Below are 21460 nucleotides of genomic sequence, written 5' to 3'. Positions count from 1 at the left end.
TTATATGGGATTTGGCTGTGCCATTATTGATATCTTTTGACCAATTGTCCAATAGTTGTATCTGTACTTCCTTCACCAATTGCACTGAATTTCCATTCGCCGCCATGTCGGTAGATTTCACCAACAATAAGCGATGATTTGCCTGAGTAGTCATCCGTTAAGTTAAACTTAACCAACTCTTGTTGATTAGAACCATTCAATACACGGATATAAGCGGATTGAATGAGACCGAAATCTTGCTTTCTATTCACACAGTCATAAATATTCACGACGAATGCGATTTTACTTACATCCGTGGGAACTTGTCCTAAATTAATAGAAATCGTCTCATCGTCACCATCGCCATCTCCGGTACGGTTGTCACCAGAATGAACAACTGAACCATCAGGGCTTTGTAGATTAGCAAAATAAATCACATGTTTCTGATTCGTTATTCTTCCCTTTTCATCCAATAGGATTACGGAAGCGTCACAATCGATCTCAACTGCCGATTTCTTCGAGCCGAAGAACCCCTTTTTCTCAACTACGGCAGGATCCCAACCCAATCCAACCACAATTTTAGAAAGACCTGCGTTACCTTTTGTTAAATCAATCTTTTGACCTTTGACTAAACTGATTGTCAACGAGGTCACCTCCCTTCGCTTACCTGTTTTAGTGAACTCCCTTATCTGATACGCATGAAATTCAATCACGTTTCACTTTCCTGGGTAAATTATTTGTGAATTCGACTTTAGTAGTCAAAATCCCCCAGAATTCAAAAGAAAAACAGCCACAGGACAATCCTCGGCTGCGTTTTATCTTATTATAACATCTTATAACTTATGATATTCAAAAAATTTCCATTGGGACGTTTCTGACACCGTCTTCTGATCCGCGTGTGGAAGGGACGTGTTCCAAGGTCCCATGAATTTGGCCTGCTGCCATATATTTTCTGTTTCTTCATAAGAGAGTAAACGTGGCTTTATCAAGTTTTCCTTATGTTGCACAGATGCTGATTGCTTCGTTACAACTTCGCACAACTGAGCCAAACATGCCTCCATGATACGGGCACCTTGTTCACCACTCGCCTCCGTGGCATCTTCGCCAAGCGCTAATCGGCCGCCTGCCCCTACTTCCGTTTGCCGCCATAACTGAGAGAAATCGATCAGCTCGGGACGTAGGAACATGAGCTGAGATATCTCATACCGACCTGCGTGATCTCCCTGATACTGATCTCGGACAAGCTGAGCATCCGTGCTGACTATAATCGCTACTCCAGTCTCGCGGGAGAACGCATCACTTACTCGTCGCAAGTCGAGCTCATTCCCGCCACCATGTCCGGTTAAGATTACAATGGATTGAAAACCCGCTCCCACGAAAGCTCGCAGTTGATACAAGAAGAAGTGCAGCAACACATGCGGCGGCATACCGGTCATATGCGCTTGTTCTTCGCCGACGACTTCCTCCAGCCACCGTGCATGATAGCCTGACTCGTGGATGTGATAGCCCAGTGAGGGAGCTACAATGCCTCCGACTCGCTTCGCCGCTTCCACACAAAGCCACTCTGCCTTCAGCGTGTCCAATCCAAAGGCACTAATTTGCCCATGCGGCTCGCAAATCCCTAGCGGAAGATAAACGACCGGGCAGGCGGATAGCCTTTCCTTAAACTCATAGGGCAGAAGCTCTGACCACAATACTTTCATCGGCTTACCAGAACTTCGTGTCATAGAAGTTACGCACCCAACGATGGTATCTACGTATTTCTTCGAACACATCATCTGGAAGCGGATCTTTCGCAAGTGCAGCGATGTTCTGCGTGGCTTGCTCCTGCACGTGCATAGATACAAGCGCAGTTGTCACAGCAGGATGCTTCAAGACAAATTTGATGGCTAACTCAGCAAGACTATCTGCATAATCCGGAATAAACTTGCGCAAACGATCGACCCGTTCGATATACATCTCGCGCGGCACATAGTCAAAGTAAGATTTTCTATAATCCGTGCTCTCAAATTGTGTTTCCTTCGTTAAGAAACCTGTTAGTCCGCCCTCATCCATGACACAACGTGCAAGGAAAGCCACTTGGTGCTCCTCACAGAATGGGATTAAACAATCAAGCGGCAGCGGATCGAAAATGTTGAATACCGTCTGCACAGCATCGATTTTCCCGCTTTGTACAAGCGTCAGCGCTATATCGTGACGTTGATCGGGGATCGAAATTCCGATGTATCGAATTTTCCCTTCTTCTTTGAGACGAAGCAATTCTTCCATCCAGTAGTCCTTCTTGTCCCACTGTGGCCAATATTGATGGAGTTGCATTAGATCAATCGTATCAAGCCCTAGCTGCTTGAGAGAGATTTCCGTGCTTTCACGCAGCCAGCCTTGCGGATACGCGGTTTCAACAGGAATATGCGTTCCCCAGCCTATCGATCCTGGGCCTAAAGATTGTATTTTCGAGGCAACAAAAGGACGCTCCCCCCGCCACTCTTTCAATGCAAGACCGACAATCCGTTCCGATTCTCCGTAAGCTCGCGCCGTATCTATTAAAGTGACTCCTTGCTCTAGGCTATGCAGCACAGATTGAATCAAATACGCTTCATCATATGTACCGAATGACCCGCCTAGGCCCATTGCACCGAAGCCAAGACGTGAAACTGGATCGGTTGAACCCGCAAAACTCGTATATTGCATCGTTATATTTGCCTCCTCTTACCCGAATAGTCAGGGATCTTTATACTGAATAAATCCCATTATACCGAGCAGGAGAAGGCAAGTATTTATCCAAAAACAACAAAGTTGTATCCAAAAACACTCTAATGCTTCTGACTACCACTGACCGCCGTAACGAATTGGACCTCGCCAGGCAAAAGGATTCGTCGCTTTCAATTGCTCATCTGTTAGTTTGGGGCGTGTATGGAAGAGCATCCCTGTTTCATCTGCATCGGCGGCGAGCAAATCAGGAAACTTCGTCGTTAACAGCGTTCTCAACGTGTCTAGCATATCGCGATTTCTAGCACTTGAATCCTGACTAAGGTCATTCCTTTCTTCTGGATCCTGTGCTAGGTTGAACAACTGCTCACTCCCCCCGCAGACATAATAGAGATATTTCCACTCACCGTTCGTTACCATATACAAGCCATCCAGATCATTCATATAACCATAAATCCACGGGCGATCCTCGGATAATGCAGTCAAATTCAGCAAGCTGCGACCGTCTCTTTTCTGGTCATCCTCCTGTAGGCATCCAGCAAAATCAAGCACAGTGGGGTAAATATCAGCCAGTATGATAGGTGCAGCGCTTACCGTCGAAGCAGTTAGGGCTCCCTGCCAATCTTTCGGCGGCTTCAGAAGGAAGGGAACTTTGGACGATGGTTCATAGAAGCATGTTTTGTGAAATAACCCGTGATCCCCTAGCATCTCTCCATGATCTGAAGTGAAGATAACAACTGTGTTATCCCAAAGGTGCTGGCTTTTTAGTTCACCAAATAATCGTCCTAGCTCGTAATCGATATGAGTCAGTTGCGCGTAATAATGCTTCCTTGCCATACTTACAATGTGTGGAGGTAAGACATCTAATTTGTGACTCTTCTTCCTCGTACGAACCCATTCAGGAAGCTCCTCCGAGGTGTTCCAATCTGCAGCTACCGGCGACGAAATGTTCACACCATCATAGAGTCTGACAAAGGATTCCGGCGGGTCGTAAGGCGGATGCGGCGCTTCGAAGCTGGTCCATAGAAAGAAAGGCTTCTCTGAATCACGCTGACGCAAAAAGTCGATCGATTCATTCACTGTCCAATGCGTAGATGAATATCGAATGGGAACCGGATTATACACCGGATATACTTCGTTTCCACCAATACCATGCCCACGATATAATCCTCGATATTCCGTGGTTTCAAGGAAGTTCACATAATCCTCAGGAACGAGTCTCATCCGTTCAAATCCATTTCGATTCCTTGGCGGAATAAACTGCATCTTGCCGGCAGCATGCGTTTGATAGCCTGCGTTGCTCAACCTGCCAGGCATGGTCATTTTCGAATCCTCGGGGATACGAAACTCTCCGTTCTTGGCTACACCATGATGGTAAGCAGCTTGGCCTGTCATCATCGACGTCCTCGATGGGATGCAAAGCGGACAATCGGAATACGCGCTTGTGAAACGTATCCCTTCGCACGCCAGTTGATCCAAGTGTGGCGTCATCACAGGATGCATGGAGTCAGCAATCCCGAGGCAATCGAAGCGTTGCTGGTCAGTTGTGACAAATAGAATGTTCGGGCGTTGGCTCAAAAGTAAATCCCCCTTTTCGGATAAAACGCTTACAATTAGTATAGGGGAAAGTTCCTGATCTTTCCTATTAGCTAATCTACAGAAATGGTTTGAAATATCCAGTACTTAAGGCGCCAGACTCAAAATGTCCGATTAAGATGACTTGATCGCAAATGAAAAACCGAGATAGATCGATGATCTACCCCGGTTACTGTGTTTGGTTGCTTGAGTGATCATCCAATGATTAGCTTTTCTTCTGGAAAGCGAATTAGCGGTTTCTTCTTACCGTTAGTAAATAAGGAATAGAATAGAAACAATCCGATGCGTCCGATGAACATGAGCACGATGAGCGAGATTTTGCTAACGGTGCCAAGATCTGCGGTAATTCCCGTCGATAAACCGCATGTGCCGAATGCTGACGCCACCTCGAATAAGATCGCAGATACTCCCCAACGGTCCGGCTCTGCTAACAACAGAATGAAGATCCCTCCGAGAAGCAATGCAATGCCCGTTAGGAAAAACACAAAGCTTTTCAGTGAGTCCTCTTGGCTTATCATTCGGCCGAAGACTTTCGGTTCTTTTTCCCCGCGCGCATAAGCAATCAGAGCTAGTACAATAACGGCTACGGTCGTTGTTCGAACACCGCCCCCCATACTGGATGGGCTTGCCCCAATAAACATTAAAATAGAAACAAGCAGCAGACTTGCCTCCGTTATGGTAGACATATCAATGGTTGTAAGCCCCGCACTGCGAGATGTGACAGACGTGAAGAGTGCGCTAAGTATTTTCCCATGCCAGCTCATCCCTGAGAGCGCATGTGTTCGCTCTGTCAACCAGAAGCCGATCGCCCCGAACAGTAACAATACCGATGTCGTAATGAGTGTCAGCTTAGTAAAAAGGGAGAATCGGAAATTCTTATGACCTCCCCACCAATATTCTCGCAACTCCGCCAGAACAGGGAATCCAATCCCACCTAATACAATCAAAAACATCGTAAGCGCCTGTACGAAATAATCACTCGAATAATTCAGCAACGAGTTGCCGAATAGATCAAATCCAGCATTCGTAAAGGCAGAAATGGTATGAAACATCCCGAAATACAAGGCACGCCAAATCGACTCATATTCACCTGTGAAATAGAAATAGAAGCCAAATGCCAATGTACTAATCGCCTCTAATATCAGCGTAAAGAGCAGCACTAGCTGCATTAACTGAACCAAGCCCGATAAATTGTTGCGATTCTGGTCAATCATAATCATCTTCCGCTGCAGCAAGCCGATTTCCTGCCCGAACAAGAGCCAATAGAAACTCCCCAACGTCATGACACCGATTCCACCGAATTGAAAAGCGACGATAAGTACGCCAATGCCGAAACTACTAAGCGTTTCATTGATACCAACCGTTGTCAGCCCCGTTACACTGACAGCACTAGCTGATGTAAAGAGGGCGTCCACAAAGGAGATTGTGGCGCCCGCTTTTAAACTGATAGGTAATTTAAGAAGGATGGCGATAAGGAAGATGCCAATCAGATAAGCGATAACAATAAGTCTGGACGCAGGCATTTTCTGTAGTTTTTTAAGCATGATTATACCTTCAACTGAGAGTAATTGGATTAGATACTCTTATAGTGTCCTTTGAAATGTTTTCCCATCCAAAGGCAAACGTCCCATAAATCTGCAACAGGCTGGTTCGTAAACGGTAGGGTGTGCAAATAACCTGGAGGTCCGAACTCTGGTGTATAGGTGATAGTTGTTATACCTGCATCCTGCTTCGCTTGCACGATGCTGTCCCACCAGCTCATGTGCCTCTGCAATTCGTGTGCATATTCTGGCGCTCTTGGATCTGGCACTTGAGGTCCTTGCGCATAGCCTACTCGGCCATGAATATGCTGGACACGGGAGAAGGATTTACGCAGATTCTCCTCTTGGCTCTCCAAGGTCGTCTCAGTTACACAGCACCAGTGGCTGTAATCAGCTGTTAGATTGATCTCAGGAACGGCATCTAGCAGCCTGCCCGTTTCCCAAGGATTATACAGCGCTCTGCCGCGATGCGTCTCATGGCCGATGGCAATCCCGTATTTTTTCTCAATTACAGCTGCTTGACGAAAGAATTCGACTTGCTCTTCAAAGGGCATCGAATCCTTCGCGCTATGTGAAGTAATGCTAATAGGTTCAAATGAAACAGCTCGTGCCACTTGCTCAGCAAAAGAAGCGACATGATCAGGACCCTGGGTAAATACCATCGCAATATAGTCCAATTGATGTTTCTTGAGCAGTTTCCGGAATTGATCTTCTTCCGCAAGTGCCGGCAATGGCGCTTCAATCCCTTCGTATCCCGCTCCAGCAATACGCTCAAACTGGGACTCAAGCGAACCCTCCATGCCCCACAATGCTTTAAATAATTTGATTTCCATTTTAAGTAGCCCTCCTCATCACAATACATCTCAACAATGAGTCAAGCTTAATGCATCTTACATTATTTGACTAGTACAAATTTCAGACCTTCTCTATCTATAAACCAGTTAATCGATCCACGTTCAAATAGTTCGTATTCCCTTTCGAACTGGTTTGCCCCAGCCGAATCGCGTTCGATCCGGCAACCAGCGATACCGTCAAGGAAACAGTGTTCCAGGTGCTCCAGTTCGAAGTACCATTGAAGGTGAGATTAGTCGCGACATCGACGCCATTGACATTCACATATCGGCCCGCATTTCCTGCTCCTGCCGCATAACGGAAAGTAATGGTTTTGGTCCCTGCCGTATTCTGATTCACATAGAAATCAATTGACGTGCCATTCGTGTTCCAACCAGCCACATAGCCGCGCCCATTAAAACCACTCTGTGTGCTTTCATTGATCATACCGCTGCCGCTTACTAAGGTTCGCCTTGCATTTTCAGCTTCATACACACCGTTGCCAGCAATGTTTCCCGTGTAATTATCAGCTGGCGCTAGCTGCAAAATAGAAGCTCCGGCGGCTGCAGCCAAGCTTTGAATATAGCCTGAACCGGTAGGCGCCGTCCAATCACTGCCAATAATACCATCGGATGTTCGTCTGTGATTCCAAGCTTGGGTGGCATTTTGCTGTAAAAAGTTAAGATATTGGGATTGACTAGCTTGTGTGCGAAGTTGATTGAGATTGCGGGCAAAAATCATTTTGAAGCCAGGAGCATCATTTTCCCCTTCATATAATAGGGTTGTTGCGGAAGTCATATTGTTAATGACATAATTTGCTGCATTATTCGCATCTGTTAAATAACTGGTAGTCCCCGTAGCTCCATATAAAGCTGTTGCTGCGCCTAGATAGGTTCCGTAATTATAGGTGAAGTCCCAATCCTTCACGATGCCAGCCCCTGTGCCTTCCATGTGATCATTTACCTTGCTACCATTGACGAGCTTCGTTTGGATCCAACTATAGATTTGCTGCGCTTTCGTTAAATAACTGGCATTATTGTAAGCATTCTTTAACTTAAGAGCTGTCATGACCATTGGCGCATTGGTAGCCATATTTTTCTGTGCGTTGGTGCTAACTGCTGGATTCTGCGCGTCCGTTCTCCACCAGATGCCGCCGCCATAATAGGAGGTATCCCAACTCGCGTAGACGTGATCGAAGAGAAAAGAGCCGCGGTTCAAATATTCTTGTGTCCCTGTAATTTCATAGGCACGCAGACAGGCAAGAGCCCACCAGCCGAGATCATCATTAAATTGATTCGTTATCATATTCGTGTATTTGGCATTGAAGCCCGTGTAAATATCATCAATCATGGTACGATAGGTGCTGCTTCCCGTGCGTTGATAAGCATCCATAACCGTCTCCCACAGTTGTGCTTCCCACCAGAAATCCGTATAGAGTCCACTGTTTGGACCATACGCATGCGCAGCTTCAATCTGATGATTACTGTTGGTGTAGAAGTATTTGGCAGATGCATCATAAAACGTATTTACAAACGAAGTCATCGCTGCATCTGCATTAGCCGTGGTGAAAGCAGATGCACGATGCGCGCCTCCCCAAACGCTTAGGAAAAGGGTCATCACCAAGCTTAAGCTGACCCATTTGGTTGCTGTTCTTTTGAATAGATTCACGATCAACAACTCCTTTTTTATAAAAATTGAGTGCAAAGAATAGAAGTGAATGAATACGCTTACAATAATGTCAAATTCACCTCCTTTGAGACATATAGTCTATTGCTATCCATTCCTCTACCTCGTCACAACTCCTCTCTTGACTAGCTACACATCTAACGGACACAGCAGATGTTAATTCCGCCATAATGGCTCGATTGAGAATCTAACGGACACGATAGCTGTTATTATGACATTCAGCGCTCTATAGTTGACGAATATCATAGAATAACGTCATCTGTGTCCGTTAGCATGGCAAAACCGTATATACCAGGCATATAACGTCATCTGTGTCCGTTAGCGACACGTGGAGATCGTTGTTGGGTGCTCGGTGCTGGTGCTCGGTGTTCGATGCTCGGTGCTCAGTGCTGGTGCTGGTGCTCGGTGCTGGTGCTCGGTGTTCGGTGTTCGGTGCTCGGTGCTCAGTGCTGGTGCTGGTGCTCAGTGCTCAGTGCTTGGTGTTCGGTGCTGGTGCTGGTGCTCAGTGCTCGGTGCTCGGTGCTCGGTGTTCGGTGTTCGGTGTTCGGTGTTCGGTGTTCGGTGCTGGTGCTCGGTGCTCGGTGCTCGGTGCTCAGAGTTCGGTGTTCGGTGCTGGTGCTCGGTGCCCGTGAGCTCAGTGCTCTGCTGCTGGGTGTTCGAGAATGGAGATGAGCAATCTGAATCCCGCCAACGAACCTTTTCTCACTGGCTCAAAAAGCCCTTCTTCTCTAAAACAGCCATTCTCTCCAGCAGCATGACGCCGCTCAAATTAACGCTTAAATCCTCCGCTGGTTCTGGCGAGGTTGCCCATGATTTACTGAACATCACACGCTGCTCATCTCGCCCGTAAGTCCAGAGGCTATTCGCATTCGTTACTAGTAAGTCGAGGAACTCCTTCTGACTCGGGTCAACTAGCACCAGTTCAGCCAAATAACGGACAAATATGCCTTTGAACAAACCGCCATCCCCATTGCTCTCGCTAGGCAGCATGCCCGTGATGGGGCTAGTTAGCCTAGCTTTCGATGCTTGAGCGGTTCGCGATGCGTCTGCCAGATAGCTCTTATCTCCCGTTACGCGGTACAGCTCAACGCCTGCGCCGATGTATACACCCTGGCAATAGGAAAACTCCCAACTCTTATCGATCTTGCTATCACCCTCACGGTTCTTCCCGTCCCAGACGAAGCCTGACTCTGGATCCACCAAGTTCGCCTTCTGCCAATCGTATATCTTCTTCGCCCATTTGAGATCTTCTGCCTGGCCAAACTGCCGATACAATCTCGCCGCTAGGATGACAGCCGGGGCATTCGCCGGAGTATTCTTATAATCAAGCTGGGGCTTGCGCCACGCAATGCCTCCACCCTGCTCCTCGTTCCACCCTGTCTTGATATCTTCCCAAAGAAGCAGTGCCGCTTGTTTATACTGTTCATCACCCGTTGCCTCATACGCTCGAAGCCACGCAATCGCCAGCCATTCCATATCATCATAGAAATCATTGGGCCAAGCGCCACCGTTGCGATCCAACATACCTTGAAACATATTCGCCAAATAGCCTTTAACTGCGCTATCTCCCGTTCTTACATAAGCATCCACCAGCGTATCTACGCCATGGGCTTGCCACCAATAATGAAATTTCTCATTGCATAAATCGTTGCACGGCGATAAATTATCGAATAAGTTCCGCTTGCTGTTCCAATATTGCTTCATCAATCCCGCTTGTGCGAACTCTGCTCTCGTTGCCCACGCTTCTGTCTTAGGTAAACTTACTTGATCTTCCGTTGTTATTTCGTGTTCGTTCCCCATGTTCATCACTCCCCAAGTAGCCACTATGATTATGCCTATCCCGACAGCTGTTAGAGCTAATCTCTGATTCCATCGTTTGTTCAATCGGATTCACCTTCATATCTGACTTGACGAATTATCCCTTGGTCCCTGTAAACGCAATCCCCTGCACAAAATACTTCTGCAATAGCAGGAACAGAATCAGAATAGGGACAACTGCGATCAAAGCCCCAGCCATCAAAGGTCCGAAATCGACCTGTTTATTATAAGTAAATGCAGCTAATCCTAGCTGAATCGTCTTCTTTGCTGGATCGTTCAGCATGATGAGCGGTCCGAGAAAGCTATTCCAGCCTGCTTGAAAGGTGAAAATACCTAATGTTGCTAGGGCTGGCTTAGCCAGCGGCATATAGATATTCCAATAGATGCGGAGCTCACCGCTTCCCTCAATGCGTGACACCTCTTGCAGATCACTTGGTAAGGATACGAAAAACTGCCGCATGAAAAATACAGCAAATGATCCCGAAGCTCCAGGCAAAATAACGGCCCAGAACGTATTCAACAGTCCGTTCCCGCCACCACCAAGCCAATCATTCCCACCTACGAAGGGGATATGTTTGAGTACAAAAAATTGCGGGATCAAGGTCACGACACCAGGAATCATCATGGCGGCGAGCAATATTTTGAACATCGTATCACGGCCTTTGAACCGCAGCTTCGCAAACGCATACCCGCTTAATGATCCTAACAGCAGATTAAACATAACGCCCATAAAGGCTAAGTAAAACGAGTTCTTGAAATACAACCCAAACGGGACTAAGTCGAATGCCTTCGTATAATGTGATATCGTCAAAGCGGAAGGAATCCATCGTATTGGAAGAATGAAAATCTCTTCATCTGGCCTGACTGAAGTGACTAGGCTCCATACAAAGGGGATCACCATGACAAGGGAAACCGCGATGGAAATGAGATACAAAATCGTCGTATACAAATAATTGTTTTTCATTGTCCATCCCTCCTACACCATGGATTCTTCTTCTTTGTTAAGCTTCATATTGACGAGTGAGAATACGAGAATAATGAGGGACAAGGCGAAAGCCATCGCGTCTGCGTATCCCATTTGCAACTGCCCAAAACCTTGCTGGTAAATATAGTACACCGTCGTTTTCGTCGAGTTCGCGGGACCGCCTTTGGTCAGTACATAGGCTTGATCGAAGAGCTGAAGGGCTCCAATAATCGCCATGGTGCTAACGAAAAAAGTCGTCGGCCTTAGCACAGGCCAAGTAATGTAACGGAAAGATTGCCAAGCATTCGCGCCGTCGAGCTTTGCCGATTCATACAGATGATCAGGCACGCCGTTCAGTCCGGCCAAATAGATGATCATATTCGATCCAACCGATTGCCACAAGGTCACGAATACGATGGAGAGCATTGCATAGGGCATTTCTGCCAACCATGATGGGCCCGTAATGCCAATTTTGCTCAGGAGCTCGTTCACGAGGCCAAATTCAGGATTCAGCAGCCAAATCCAGACCGTTGCAGCTGCAACGCCTGAAGTTAACGTTGGTAAATAACCTGCGGTGCGAAAGAGCTTCACGCCTATACGTTTACGCATAAAGAGGACGGCCATGGATAAAGAAATGGCGATATTCAAAGGAATATACAGCACCGAGTAAAACAAAACATTTTTCAACGTTATCCAAAATGTAGGATCATCCACGAGTCGCTTGTAGTTGACCAAGCCAACCCAATCATTTTTGCTCACAATGTCATAATTGGTGAAGCTTAGATACAACGCCATGATCACGGGAATTACGGTAAATATGACAAATAAGATTATTGTCGGCGTAATGAAAAAGTATCCCATCCTAGCTTGATGCCGGCTAAGCTTACTGACCGATGCCATAGATTTCCTCCTTACAAGAAAGGGGGAAGGATCACCTTCCCCATGTATGTCTATTACTTGCCTGCCGCATTCTGATCCAGCAGTTTATCTCCTTGCTCCTGCCCCTTCTTCAAGGTTGTTGCTGCATCTTGCTTACCTTGAACGAAGAGATCCAGATTCGGCATCAGTCCATCCACTTCCATGACGGAATAGCCAGGATGTTGTGGACGAATCTTCGCGAACTCTAGCGTATCCATGAACGGCTTCCAGTTCGGATCATCCTTGAAGAATGGATCCTGTAGTGCTGGCTTGAAGCCAGGAAGATTCATACTTGTTTTCGCCCATAGAAGCGCATTGTCCTTATTCGCTAACCACCATTTCTCGAACTCCCATGCTTCTTCTTTATGTTTGGAACCCGCAGGAATCACAAGTCCGAAGCCGCCCATGACGCTTCCTTTGCCGCCGCCAGGTCCAGTTGGTGGAGGAACCACACCGAAATCGAGCTCTTTGCCGTATTTTTTATACGTAGATAACATCCAAGGACCTGTATAAGTCATCGCTACTTTCCCCGTTACGAAGGCATCTGTGCCTTCACCTAACCCTTTTTCAAAACCAACTTTATACACCTTATCTTTGTTGATCAGTTTATCCCAGAAATCCAGTACCTGCTTACCTTGGTCATTATTGAAATTCGTTTTCTTCATATCACTCGTTACCATGGAGCCGCCTGCTTGCTGCAGCCACATATTAAACAAACCATTATCGTTCATCGACATCCCGGAGCGAACCAGCTTATCGCCTTCCCAGATGGTCAGCTGCTTAGCCGCAATCTCCAGCTCTTCCCACGTTTTCGGCGGCCCCAGTCCTTTTTCAGCGAATAACTTTTTATTATAAAAGAGTGCTCTTGCATCGACTGTCAAAGGAAGACCGTACAATTTATCGCCGGAAGACAGTTCTTTCAGAGCTTCATCATAGTAATCCGTGCGCTTAATGTTATCTCTCTTCATATACTCATCGATGGGATGAAGGACATTCTTGGATGCATAAAGGGAAGTTCGCCATCTATCCCAGAACATCACATCCGGCGATCCGCCAGAGGACGCTGCTGTCAAAAACTTCGTGATCATATCTTCCTGCAGCACGTATTTCACTTTAATTTTATCCTGCGACTTATTGAAAGCATCCGCCATCATGACGAACTGCTTCTCGCCTTCGCCGCCCCAATCACCCCAGAAGGTGATTTCTACGGGAGCTTTGGCTGCAGGGGCCGGTGTTGCCGAAGCTGCTGGTGCTGTCGTGCCCTCAGGCTTCGTAGTTGCCGTTGTTTGGTCTGTGTTTGTTTTGGACGTACAGGCAGCTAAGCTAAGCGTTAGTGTAACAGCGGTGATCACAGTCATCCATTTTTTCATGATTCTTCCTCCCTTTTATATGAAACAATGAGTGCTTCAATCTTTATGTTAAAAGGGGTTACCCCCGCATAACCTAGCCTGATTGCCGGACTATTCTCATAATGGAAAGACCACAACATCCAACACAAGCTTACTAAACATGGCATTTGCCCAGGAGTATGCGGACTGCCAATACTTTCAGCAACTTTTCCTGTATAAAAGTGAGGATTTTCTTTGCTTAGAATAAAGCTCCGCGTACGCTGATAAGTAGGATCCGTCGGTTTCGTGTAGTCTAGGTACGGGATGGAGAACAAGCTGGGGACATTGCGAAGCATTCGCCAAACATATCAGCGAGCTTTGGCCGCTCGATCTTGTGCAGCTCGTTCCTTACGAGATCAATGAGATTGCACATGGATGTCGGAAGCACAGAAGAATTGCTCATCGGGTGAACGTTCTCCCTTAACTTGGAAATAAAACGCTTACATTTATGATTATAGGCGACCGATTAACGTTATGTCAATATGTATTTGTTATATTATTTACATACCATTTAAATAATTAATATATCATTACAAAAAAAGAGATTGCTAGGTTAGCAATCTCCGGTGTAGAGCTTGATGATAGGTTATTCGTTGATTTTGGTTCCGATCATTTTACTGGACCTGTTGACTCGCCGATGATTAGCTTGGCATCCAACGTTGTTTTGTTGGACACTTTCTCACCGCGCTTGAGCTTGAGCACATTCTCAACAGCTAATTTGCCGATTTCATCTTCATTCTGAATCATGTGTGTAAAGCGATAGCCGCTGCCCAGCGTAGTCGATGGACTATCAAAACAAAGGATAGAAATATCCCCTGGTATCTGAAGTCCCATTTGTTCTACCGCCGCCTTGGCAAGTAAGGCTATATTATATTCAATCGCGAATAACGCAGTAATCTGTGGATTGCTCCGCAAGTGCGCTTTGATCATCTCGATATCTTGATCCATGTTGGGTTGATGGAACGAATTTGGAAGTGTGGACATAATTTCGTCCAGCCACAAAGAGCGATCCACCAGAACTCCGCGTTCCGCATGAGCCCGAACGAAGCCTTCGATGCGATCTTCAATCGCTGTTGTATCCATTGGGGGCGGTGTTAGTAAGCAGATTTGCTTATGTCCCAAATCAAGCAAGTAGTCTGTACCTGTGCGCGCAGCACTAATGTTATCTGTACTGATCGAAGCCGCAGCTACACCTTTAAGATGACGGTCCACCAGCACTAACGGGAATTGCTGAATAACTAGCTTCAAGATTTCTGCATTGTAGAACTCTCCTTGTGCAGGAAATACAATGATGCCATCCACGCCTAATTCGAGAAAAGAGCGAATTGCCTTCTCTTCATTCTCAGGTAAGCCGAAGGAGCGGCGCAGCACAAGGAAACTATCATTATCAGCAGAGGCGCGCTCCATACCATAGATCATTTCCGTTCCGAACGTATTGCCGAAATCCGTGATCACGAGACCAATCAGCGTATGTTTGGCCCGTTCCTCGGAGGACAAGACTTCCGCAGATGGATCGCCTTCCTCCGCGACAAAGGAGCCCTTCCCTGGCTTCCGAACGATCAATCCCACTTCCGCCAGCATCTCCAGCGCTTTTTTACTCGTAATCCGGCTCACGTTATAGTCATCGGCCAATTCTTTCTCCGAAGGGACGCGATCTCCAATGTTATATTTGCGTTGTAAAATTTCTTCACGCAGCGTTTCATATATTCGCTCATAAATGGGTCTTGAATCTGTTGACATTTGCTCCCCACTCCCTACGCACAACCAAATGTTATATCATATAATGATATTAATATATCATGTTATACAGGAATTGGAAAGATGGGAGTTTCGGGCTGCATCTACCTGAGGACCGTTCCGATGGCCTGTGATCCGCTTACCCCATTTGTGCAATGAGGGTTACTGCTTCAGCGACAGTTGATACAACTAACTGGATTTTCTCCCGTTAACTTAGTGGGAAATACGCTATGTTAGACGAATAGCTGTATTTACTCCAGTTAATTTCACCGTTTCACAGCCATTAAGCCGAATCCGCTGAACATAACTTCATGTCATCCATCTAATCCGCGATTTATGGTGAAAAAGCGAAAATTAACTGGCGTTTTTCCATGTATCCCACCAACCTCGGTTCCGAAAGCCTCTATTTATCCCTGCTGGTTACTCTGCCGACTCATAAACCACAGCGTCAACCAGATAAGTATAAACCCAAGCAGCTGACCTATCGTTAGCTTTTGACCGAAGACAAGCCAGTTCATACAGACCCCAACTGCAGGGAAGGCAAGTTCGGCTAATGTTGCGAAGAACGCTTTAGTGGAAGACAAGCCTTTATAATAAAGCAGCATGCTAAGCAATCCTGGGAAAAAGGCTTGGAACAGCAGGTTTACCGCGATAATCGTCAACCCACTGCTCGAACCGTTCAGCTGCCAGTGGTCGCCACTCGCTAACAGAACAATCGTCAGAAGCGGTAGTGCCAGCAAGAAGCGAAGTGAGGTCACAACTGGGAAATCCAACTTTTTCTGAAGCAGGAATTTCCCCATTACTGTGGAACCGCCCCATAAAACAGCTGCCAGTATAGAAAATAAGCAGCTTATTGTACCTAAATCCTTCAATCCCATGCCGGGTAAACCGAGGCCGAATGTCAAAAGATAAGTACCTATCAATGCCACCCCAATATAGGCAAAAAACTTCGAAGGCAGTGTTTCTTTGAGCAGCACACGCGCTAGGATGATGGCGAATAAGGGCTGTAATTTCTGCAGAAGTAAGATCGCATTGGCGCTGCCATGAGAGAATGCCGCGGTGAAGAGAATGGTGGCAATTGCCGATCCCCCCCAAGAAATGAAGAGCAGCGCACCAATAACGGCAAGCGAAAGTTTGCCAGTTAGCGTACGGCGATACTTCATCAGTACAGGTACCGCGTAAATGGCCAATAGGACATGCTCGATGAATACGATTTGCGCAGAGGTAAAGCTTTTCAATAATAAGATGCGAAATAGTGGATCTAGCCCCCATAGGGTTGCACCAAGCGCGACATACCAGATTCCGCTCATACCACTCGTACGTGTGGATTGCGAAGTCGCACCTTTACTACCAAGCTTAAATGCATTTTCCAATTCAAAAACCTCCTAAGAATGTTTTGAATTGAACCTTCTCGAAGAACAATACCCCCGCTCATGTTGATGGCGGGGGCATTGACAAACAGACCTGTTAAATAATGAAATTTAACAAGTTTGTTCTTCACCTTCTCTCATCCGGACTATACCGTCGGCCTTGGAATCACACCAAGTCAGTCCCAACCATTGCTGGCTGGGAGTCGCGGGCTTAGATACACACGGGTATCCTCACCGCCGGTAGGGAATTGCACCCTGCCCCGAAGGTTCATATTCGATTAAGTGTATACTATCAGGTTACAGTTTAATTGGCAACCATTGATTTAGAAGAGATCTCCGGAATGTTACTCTAACAAGATACCAATGAAAAAAGAGCTGCCACAAAGCAGCTCCTTCTTTATGCGACTATCGATATTCTAAAAGTCGGTCCGCTATTCGGTGTAAATTCGTTAAGCTAAGCTTTACACAGTCCATTGGTTTGCCCTGACACACATCCTGCTCCACGACGTACCATGCTACGCCATTCCGCTCTCCCCAACTCAATATAGGATCGAAATCGATAACGCCTGTGCCAATTTCAGCATACGTCTGTCTCTCGTCATTGGTCATATCCTTCACATGCATCGTAGGCATCCTGTGGCTATATGGACGAATGAAGGCAGCAGGATCTTTCCCAGCTTTCTTTACCCAGTAGACATCGATTTCTGCCAATACGGCATTATCCGCAGATGGCTCAATCAGATATTCCAAAGCATTCGTACCGTCTATATTTGTTTCAAACTCGAAAGCATGATTGTGAAAGCTGAGTGTAAAGCCATCCTGCTGTATTTCCCTCGCAATGTCATTTAATTGGTTCTTAAATTGACGGTAGCCTTCCTCATTTCGAAGCTCATGGGGGACAGAGGGGCAGATTAATGATGTCGTGTTGAAAAGTCGTGCTTCCGTAAGCACGCTCTCTAGCTCACTGCTTAAACGCTGCAGTGAAACATGCATGCCCGCGGTTTGTAAGCCTGTTTCTTGCAGCACGTCGGAAATCTCTTCAACCGTGTAACTGTGCAAACCCGCCAGTTCAACCCCTGCCCAGCCCATCTGCTTCAGTTCTCTTAGCACGCCCGGGAAATCTTGTTCACATTCGTTTCGCAAGGTGTATAGTTGTACAGCAAATTTCTGTTTCATTTTATAATCCGCCTTCATTATTATTGAGTGTGATCCCTCGAGGTACGATCTGATCTGTTGTAAGGGCAATGTCCCCGTGCTGTATTGTAATATCCCGCTTCTCACCTGGGAGCAAATCGAAATATTCGTCACTCAATCGAATCCCTTCGTCCAATCCAAAATGCACCGCATGCGCAAAGGCTTCGCTTGAAACCGTGCAACGGATTTGCCCATGTTCTACAGCATGAATGTCGGATACCTTTACTTGCGGGTCAGGCAAAATGAGACCGCGAACCACTTCGTTTTGTATCACAGCTGGGCGTATTTCGCTGGATTCACTTAACACACTGACGAAGATACACGCCTCTCTCGAAGAATAGGCAGGTGTTGACCATTGCAGGACGACTTCCCGCGAGAATGGCGGGAGTTCCACTTCTACCTCCGTTGATTGCTTCTCGTTTCCATCATAGTAGACTAAGCCGTATTCTAGGACTTCACGAATAACCGAGCTAGTTTCATTGATGGCTGTAAGCTGAATCATCCCATCTTGCTCGCGTAAAATGAGTTTTACCGGCGCTAATGCCCGTTTCACAAAATAATAAGAAATCTTGCGGGTTAGGTAATAATCAATGATCGACCAGCCGACCTCTCCCCAGCAATCATTGTACATCCAGAATAATGCGCCAGAACAAAACATCTTAGATCGTATTGCCTCAAGTGAATACCCCAGCATTACACCCTGACATAAACCTGCATATAGCAAATAATCATCAATCCCCAAGTGTTCCCCAGCCAAATAATGCTTGTTGATACCGGCAAGTACCGTATCTTTTTCGAAAAAATTCGTATGAAGCCTCCAAATTTTACTTTTGCTATCAAGCGGCTGACCAGGATGGTAGATAGCCGTGGAACCTTTACGGCAAGGGCCAATGTAGCCATACTCCGATACAAATTTACCGCTCACCTTGTCATATTCCTCAGGTGTAATTCGTTTTTCCATGTCGGCATGCATCATGCAATCATTCCAATGATGCGTGTCACCCGATTGGTTGCCATTCGGATGGGCACCGCCGTAAGGCGAGCTATTCCAATAGGGAATATCCGGGCAGTTCCGCTGGACAAGACGGGGCGCTATATCATTGTAACAGGCCGCTCCCCCATAGAAATCGGCAGCTTGTGTCTCATTCCACCACTCCTCAAAACCCCAATGATTCTCATTGTTGCCGCACCAAAGCGCGAGGGAACAGTGATTGCGAAGCCGACGAGTCTGATAATCGATCTCCCGCTCTACTTCGTCCCGAAACCAAGCCAAATGATCTGGGTATTTCGCGCAGGTGAACATGAAATCTTGCCAAACCAGAATCCCGTATTGGTCACATTTCTCATAGAAAATATCCCTCTCGTAGATACCTCCTCCCCACACACGCAGCATATTGAAGTTCGCTTCCTTGGCTTCACTGAGCAGAGTTTCATATTTAGCATCCGTGACCCGCGCATAGATGGCATCCGCAGGAATCCAGTTTCCACCTTTACTGAAGACAGTCACACCGTTAATTTCAAATGTGAACGAACGTTCATCCTGATGCTCTGGGATTTTATCCATGTTTAGGTGCAATGTGCGTATCCCATATGAAAAAGGGGGGTATTCTACAACATGTGTTGGCGTCTGCAGGGTTGCCCGAATCGAATACAGCGGCTGCTCACCCATCCCGTTGGGCCACCAAAATTGAGCATCAGGCACTTCCATCGGAATGACGATATAGTTCAGCCCGGAACGTAGGCAACAATCCTTCCCAATATGCTGAACTTCCTTGCCATTGAAAAGCAGTGCCAGTTTCAGCTCTGTTTCTAGCGTTTGAAAAGGATGCAGATTCTCTAGCTCTACTTGAAACTGTAAGTGTGCAGCTTTGCTGACAGCATCCAATCTTGTCGTTGTGACATGAATGTCGCGAATCTGAAAACTTTGGGCAAATTCAAGACTTACCTCGCCCATAATCCCGCACGTCGCGACCCTTGGTCCCCAATCCCAACCAAATACATATTGCGGTTTTCTCAGCATGCCACGACGATGATCGCCTCTGTGAACGACCTGCTCATTCTCATACACCACTTTGGCCTCGCGAATGAGCGCAAGATCATTCTCGGAGTAGTGCTCCAAACCAGTGGTAACACGCACAAGGAGTTGATTAACTCCCTGCTGCGTCTTACCTTTCACATCACAAGCAAATGGATAAAAAGCACTGCGATGATGGCCCAGATGGACATCATTCAACCAGATATCGGCTTCTACATCTAAAGATTCAAATCGAAGAATCACTTGGTCTGCATGCAGCTGATCCTCCGTCAATATGAATGTCTTCTTAAACCACCAAGACCGGTCCTCGATCCATTCACTCGAAAAGCATTGATCCGCTACTAGCGGTTCCGCGATGATCCCTTGCTCGATGAGCGGCATATGCACATCGCAGGGCAAATCTGTCCGCAGCCAATTCTGCCCTTTATTTTTAACTTGTAAATAGTCTGCCGGCTGTCGGTAGAGCGGCTCCCACGTTAGCTGCCATTCTTCGTTTAAACATACTTTCATTGTCAATGCACCTCTTACTCAACTATTCCGATAAGTTTATAAATAATAATTGCTCCCCGTGCCTTACACTCGACGATCATTCTTCTATTATTGCTGAATAGCATCCATGATCATTTGGAAAATCAGGAGATCCTGCAAATAATCTTCGGGTGTCGTTTTGGGCGGCAACCCCTTCGAAACGACTTCGTGGAAGTATTCCAACTCAACCACATAAGCATCCTTGTAGGTCGGTCGGACAGTTGATTGATTAAAGCTGTCTCCAATTGTCTCATTGATATGCAGCGTCGTTGGCAACTGTCTGATATACGGCGTATCGTACTGGACGAGAATAGACTTATTCTCCCCAAACACCTCGATATGCCCATCAAATCGGCCTTGTTGATCTACCCCCGTTTCAAAGGTTACGTTAAACCCTTCATATTCAAAGATGGCATTCTTGAATCTTCCCCCCAGCCAAGAGGAGGCTGCTTTGACCCCAATCGGCATCCCAATTAACTCTCGCATAGCCGATATGTCATGACTATTGAGTCCCAGCAACAAGCCATAGGCGCCATACATCTCATCTGGCAAATCGCCAATCGCCTCTCTCATTAATCTGGCATTCCGTTCCTTGCGATCCTGTGCAGCTTGGGCAGGGATATCATTAAAACGATAAATAGGGGTGGATTGACGCGTAAAAAATGGATTAGGGCCAATAATATCCCGCACGCGGGCATAAATAATCGGTCCTAGCGTCTTTACTTCTTCGAGCGCCCGAAGGTAGGCGGGAGCAAAACGCCGCATATAGCCTACCATGACATGTGCGCGTGAGGCATCGCGCGCTTGAATAATCGCATGAGCCTCACCTTGGGTAATGCACATGGGCTTTTCTACAAATACATGGATGTTCTTGTTCAGTGCTGCAATTGTACATTCCGTATGATATTCCATATTATTCAGTACAAAAACAGCATCAAGATCAGACTGTTCCAACATATCAGACATGTTCAGAAATAAATGCTTCACACGATATTTCTCGCCGATCTTGGCTAACAGTTGGGGTGAAATATCACATATGGCTTCGATCTCATAAAGCTCAGACAGAGACTCCAGTATCGGCAAATGAACCATTTGCGCGACTTCTCCTAAACCGATAATACCTACTTTTATCTTGGTCACTTTGATAAGCTCCTTTGTTTGATGGGTTC

Annotated in this window: 17 protein-coding genes and 1 riboswitch; all 17 genes read right to left on the bottom strand. The window is 46.5% G+C overall.

The genetic code is table 11. The features are described 5' to 3' along the window. Positions 1–23: 23 nt before the first annotated feature. A complete protein-coding gene (locus HQN88_RS25560) occupies positions 24–623 on the bottom strand; it encodes a TerD family protein (protein ID WP_173117834.1) in 600 nt (199 codons plus the stop codon). Between the two features lie 189 nt (positions 624–812). Further along, positions 813–1706, bottom strand: a complete 894-nt coding sequence (locus tag HQN88_RS25555; protein WP_173117832.1) for a creatininase family protein — start codon at positions 1704–1706, stop codon at positions 813–815. Then, the gene (locus HQN88_RS25550) at positions 1687–2667 is read right to left on the bottom strand and encodes an aldo/keto reductase (RefSeq protein WP_173117830.1); all 981 of its coding nucleotides are present in this window, start codon (positions 2665–2667) and stop codon (positions 1687–1689) included. The genes HQN88_RS25555 and HQN88_RS25550 overlap by 20 nt, the downstream gene beginning before the upstream one ends. A 135-nt stretch (positions 2668–2802) precedes the next feature. After that, positions 2803–4263 (bottom strand): sulfatase-like hydrolase/transferase, encoded by a 1461-nt coding sequence (locus HQN88_RS25545; RefSeq protein WP_173117828.1) that lies wholly within the window; start codon positions 4261–4263, stop codon positions 2803–2805. Between the two features lie 212 nt (positions 4264–4475). After that, positions 4476–5825: a TrkH family potassium uptake protein gene (locus HQN88_RS25540; RefSeq protein WP_173117826.1), complete on the bottom strand. Its 1350-nt coding sequence runs from the start codon at positions 5823–5825 to the stop codon at positions 4476–4478. Between the two features lie 29 nt (positions 5826–5854). Then, positions 5855–6655, bottom strand: coding sequence for a sugar phosphate isomerase/epimerase family protein (locus tag HQN88_RS25535; RefSeq protein WP_173117824.1), 801 nt, complete (start codon positions 6653–6655; stop codon positions 5855–5857). Between the two features lie 97 nt (positions 6656–6752). Then, positions 6753–8321, bottom strand: coding sequence for a glycoside hydrolase family 76 protein (locus HQN88_RS25530; protein ID WP_173117822.1), 1569 nt, complete (start codon positions 8319–8321; stop codon positions 6753–6755). Between the two features lie 720 nt (positions 8322–9041). Next, positions 9042–10139, bottom strand: coding sequence for a glycoside hydrolase family 76 protein (locus tag HQN88_RS25525; protein WP_173117821.1), 1098 nt, complete (start codon positions 10137–10139; stop codon positions 9042–9044). A 115-nt stretch (positions 10140–10254) separates the two neighbouring features. Further along, positions 10255–11121, bottom strand: a complete 867-nt coding sequence (locus HQN88_RS25520; RefSeq protein ID WP_173117819.1) for a carbohydrate ABC transporter permease — start codon at positions 11119–11121, stop codon at positions 10255–10257. Positions 11122–11133: 12 nt separating this feature from the next. Continuing rightward, the gene (locus HQN88_RS25515; RefSeq protein WP_173117817.1) at positions 11134–12021 is read right to left on the bottom strand and encodes a carbohydrate ABC transporter permease; all 888 of its coding nucleotides are present in this window, start codon (positions 12019–12021) and stop codon (positions 11134–11136) included. A 53-nt stretch (positions 12022–12074) separates the two neighbouring features. Continuing rightward, positions 12075–13409, bottom strand: a complete 1335-nt coding sequence (locus HQN88_RS25510) for an ABC transporter substrate-binding protein (RefSeq protein ID WP_173117815.1) — start codon at positions 13407–13409, stop codon at positions 12075–12077. Further along, the gene (locus HQN88_RS38170) at positions 13406–13723 is read right to left on the bottom strand and encodes a glycoside hydrolase family 125 protein (RefSeq protein ID WP_173117813.1); all 318 of its coding nucleotides are present in this window, start codon (positions 13721–13723) and stop codon (positions 13406–13408) included. The genes HQN88_RS25510 and HQN88_RS38170 overlap by 4 nt, the downstream gene beginning before the upstream one ends. Before the next feature lie 313 nt (positions 13724–14036). Beyond that, positions 14037–15167 (bottom strand): GntR family transcriptional regulator, encoded by a 1131-nt coding sequence (locus HQN88_RS25500; protein ID WP_173117811.1) that lies wholly within the window; start codon positions 15165–15167, stop codon positions 14037–14039. Between the two features lie 404 nt (positions 15168–15571). Then, a complete protein-coding gene (locus HQN88_RS25495; RefSeq protein ID WP_246320452.1) occupies positions 15572–16537 on the bottom strand; it encodes a DMT family transporter in 966 nt (321 codons plus the stop codon). Positions 16538–16659: 122 nt separating this feature from the next. Continuing rightward, a riboswitch (FMN riboswitch) is annotated at positions 16660–16806 on the bottom strand. Between the two features lie 133 nt (positions 16807–16939). Beyond that, on the bottom strand, positions 16940–17710 hold the full coding sequence (locus tag HQN88_RS25490; RefSeq protein ID WP_173117809.1) for a sugar phosphate isomerase/epimerase family protein: 771 nt from the start codon (positions 17708–17710) through the stop codon (positions 16940–16942). A gap of 1 nt (position 17711) precedes the next feature. Continuing rightward, positions 17712–20273 carry a glycoside hydrolase family 2 protein gene (locus tag HQN88_RS25485; protein WP_173117807.1) on the bottom strand — a complete coding sequence of 854 codons (2562 nt, stop codon included), beginning with the start codon at positions 20271–20273 and terminating at the stop codon, positions 17712–17714. An 87-nt stretch (positions 20274–20360) separates the two neighbouring features. Then, entirely contained in the window at positions 20361–21431 is a 1071-nt protein-coding gene (locus tag HQN88_RS25480; protein WP_274319178.1) for a Gfo/Idh/MocA family oxidoreductase, read from the bottom strand. Positions 21432–21460 lie beyond the last annotated feature (29 nt).

The organism is Paenibacillus qinlingensis (genome assembly GCF_013204845.1).
Lineage (GTDB): Bacteria > Bacillota > Bacilli > Paenibacillales > NBRC-103111 > Paenibacillus_E > Paenibacillus_E qinlingensis.
This window is presented reverse-complemented; position numbering and strand designations above follow the sequence as displayed.

What these genes read in the sequence shown, in the direction of transcription:
- HQN88_RS25555 (WP_173117832.1), bottom strand. Translation starts at nt 1,706, where the DNA reads ATGACACGAAGTTCTGGTAAGCCGATGAAAGTATTGTGGTCAGAGCTT.
- HQN88_RS25550 (WP_173117830.1), bottom strand. Translation starts at nt 2,667, where the DNA reads ATGCAATATACGAGTTTTGCGGGTTCAACCGATCCAGTTTCACGTCTT.
- HQN88_RS25540 (WP_173117826.1), bottom strand. Translation starts at nt 5,825, where the DNA reads ATGCTTAAAAAACTACAGAAAATGCCTGCGTCCAGACTTATTGTTATC.
- HQN88_RS25535 (WP_173117824.1), bottom strand. Translation starts at nt 6,655, where the DNA reads ATGGAAATCAAATTATTTAAAGCATTGTGGGGCATGGAGGGTTCGCTT.
- HQN88_RS25525 (WP_173117821.1), bottom strand. Translation starts at nt 10,139, where the DNA reads ATGGGGAACGAACACGAAATAACAACGGAAGATCAAGTAAGTTTACCT.
- HQN88_RS25520 (WP_173117819.1), bottom strand. Translation starts at nt 11,121, where the DNA reads ATGAAAAACAATTATTTGTATACGACGATTTTGTATCTCATTTCCATC.
- HQN88_RS25515 (WP_173117817.1), bottom strand. Translation starts at nt 12,021, where the DNA reads ATGGCATCGGTCAGTAAGCTTAGCCGGCATCAAGCTAGGATGGGATAC.
- HQN88_RS25510 (WP_173117815.1), bottom strand. Translation starts at nt 13,409, where the DNA reads ATGAAAAAATGGATGACTGTGATCACCGCTGTTACACTAACGCTTAGC.
- HQN88_RS38170 (WP_173117813.1), bottom strand. Translation starts at nt 13,723, where the DNA reads ATGCTTCGCAATGTCCCCAGCTTGTTCTCCATCCCGTACCTAGACTAC.
- HQN88_RS25500 (WP_173117811.1), bottom strand. Translation starts at nt 15,167, where the DNA reads ATGTCAACAGATTCAAGACCCATTTATGAGCGAATATATGAAACGCTG.
- HQN88_RS25490 (WP_173117809.1), bottom strand. Translation starts at nt 17,710, where the DNA reads ATGAAACAGAAATTTGCTGTACAACTATACACCTTGCGAAACGAATGT.
- HQN88_RS25485 (WP_173117807.1), bottom strand. Translation starts at nt 20,273, where the DNA reads ATGAAAGTATGTTTAAACGAAGAATGGCAGCTAACGTGGGAGCCGCTC.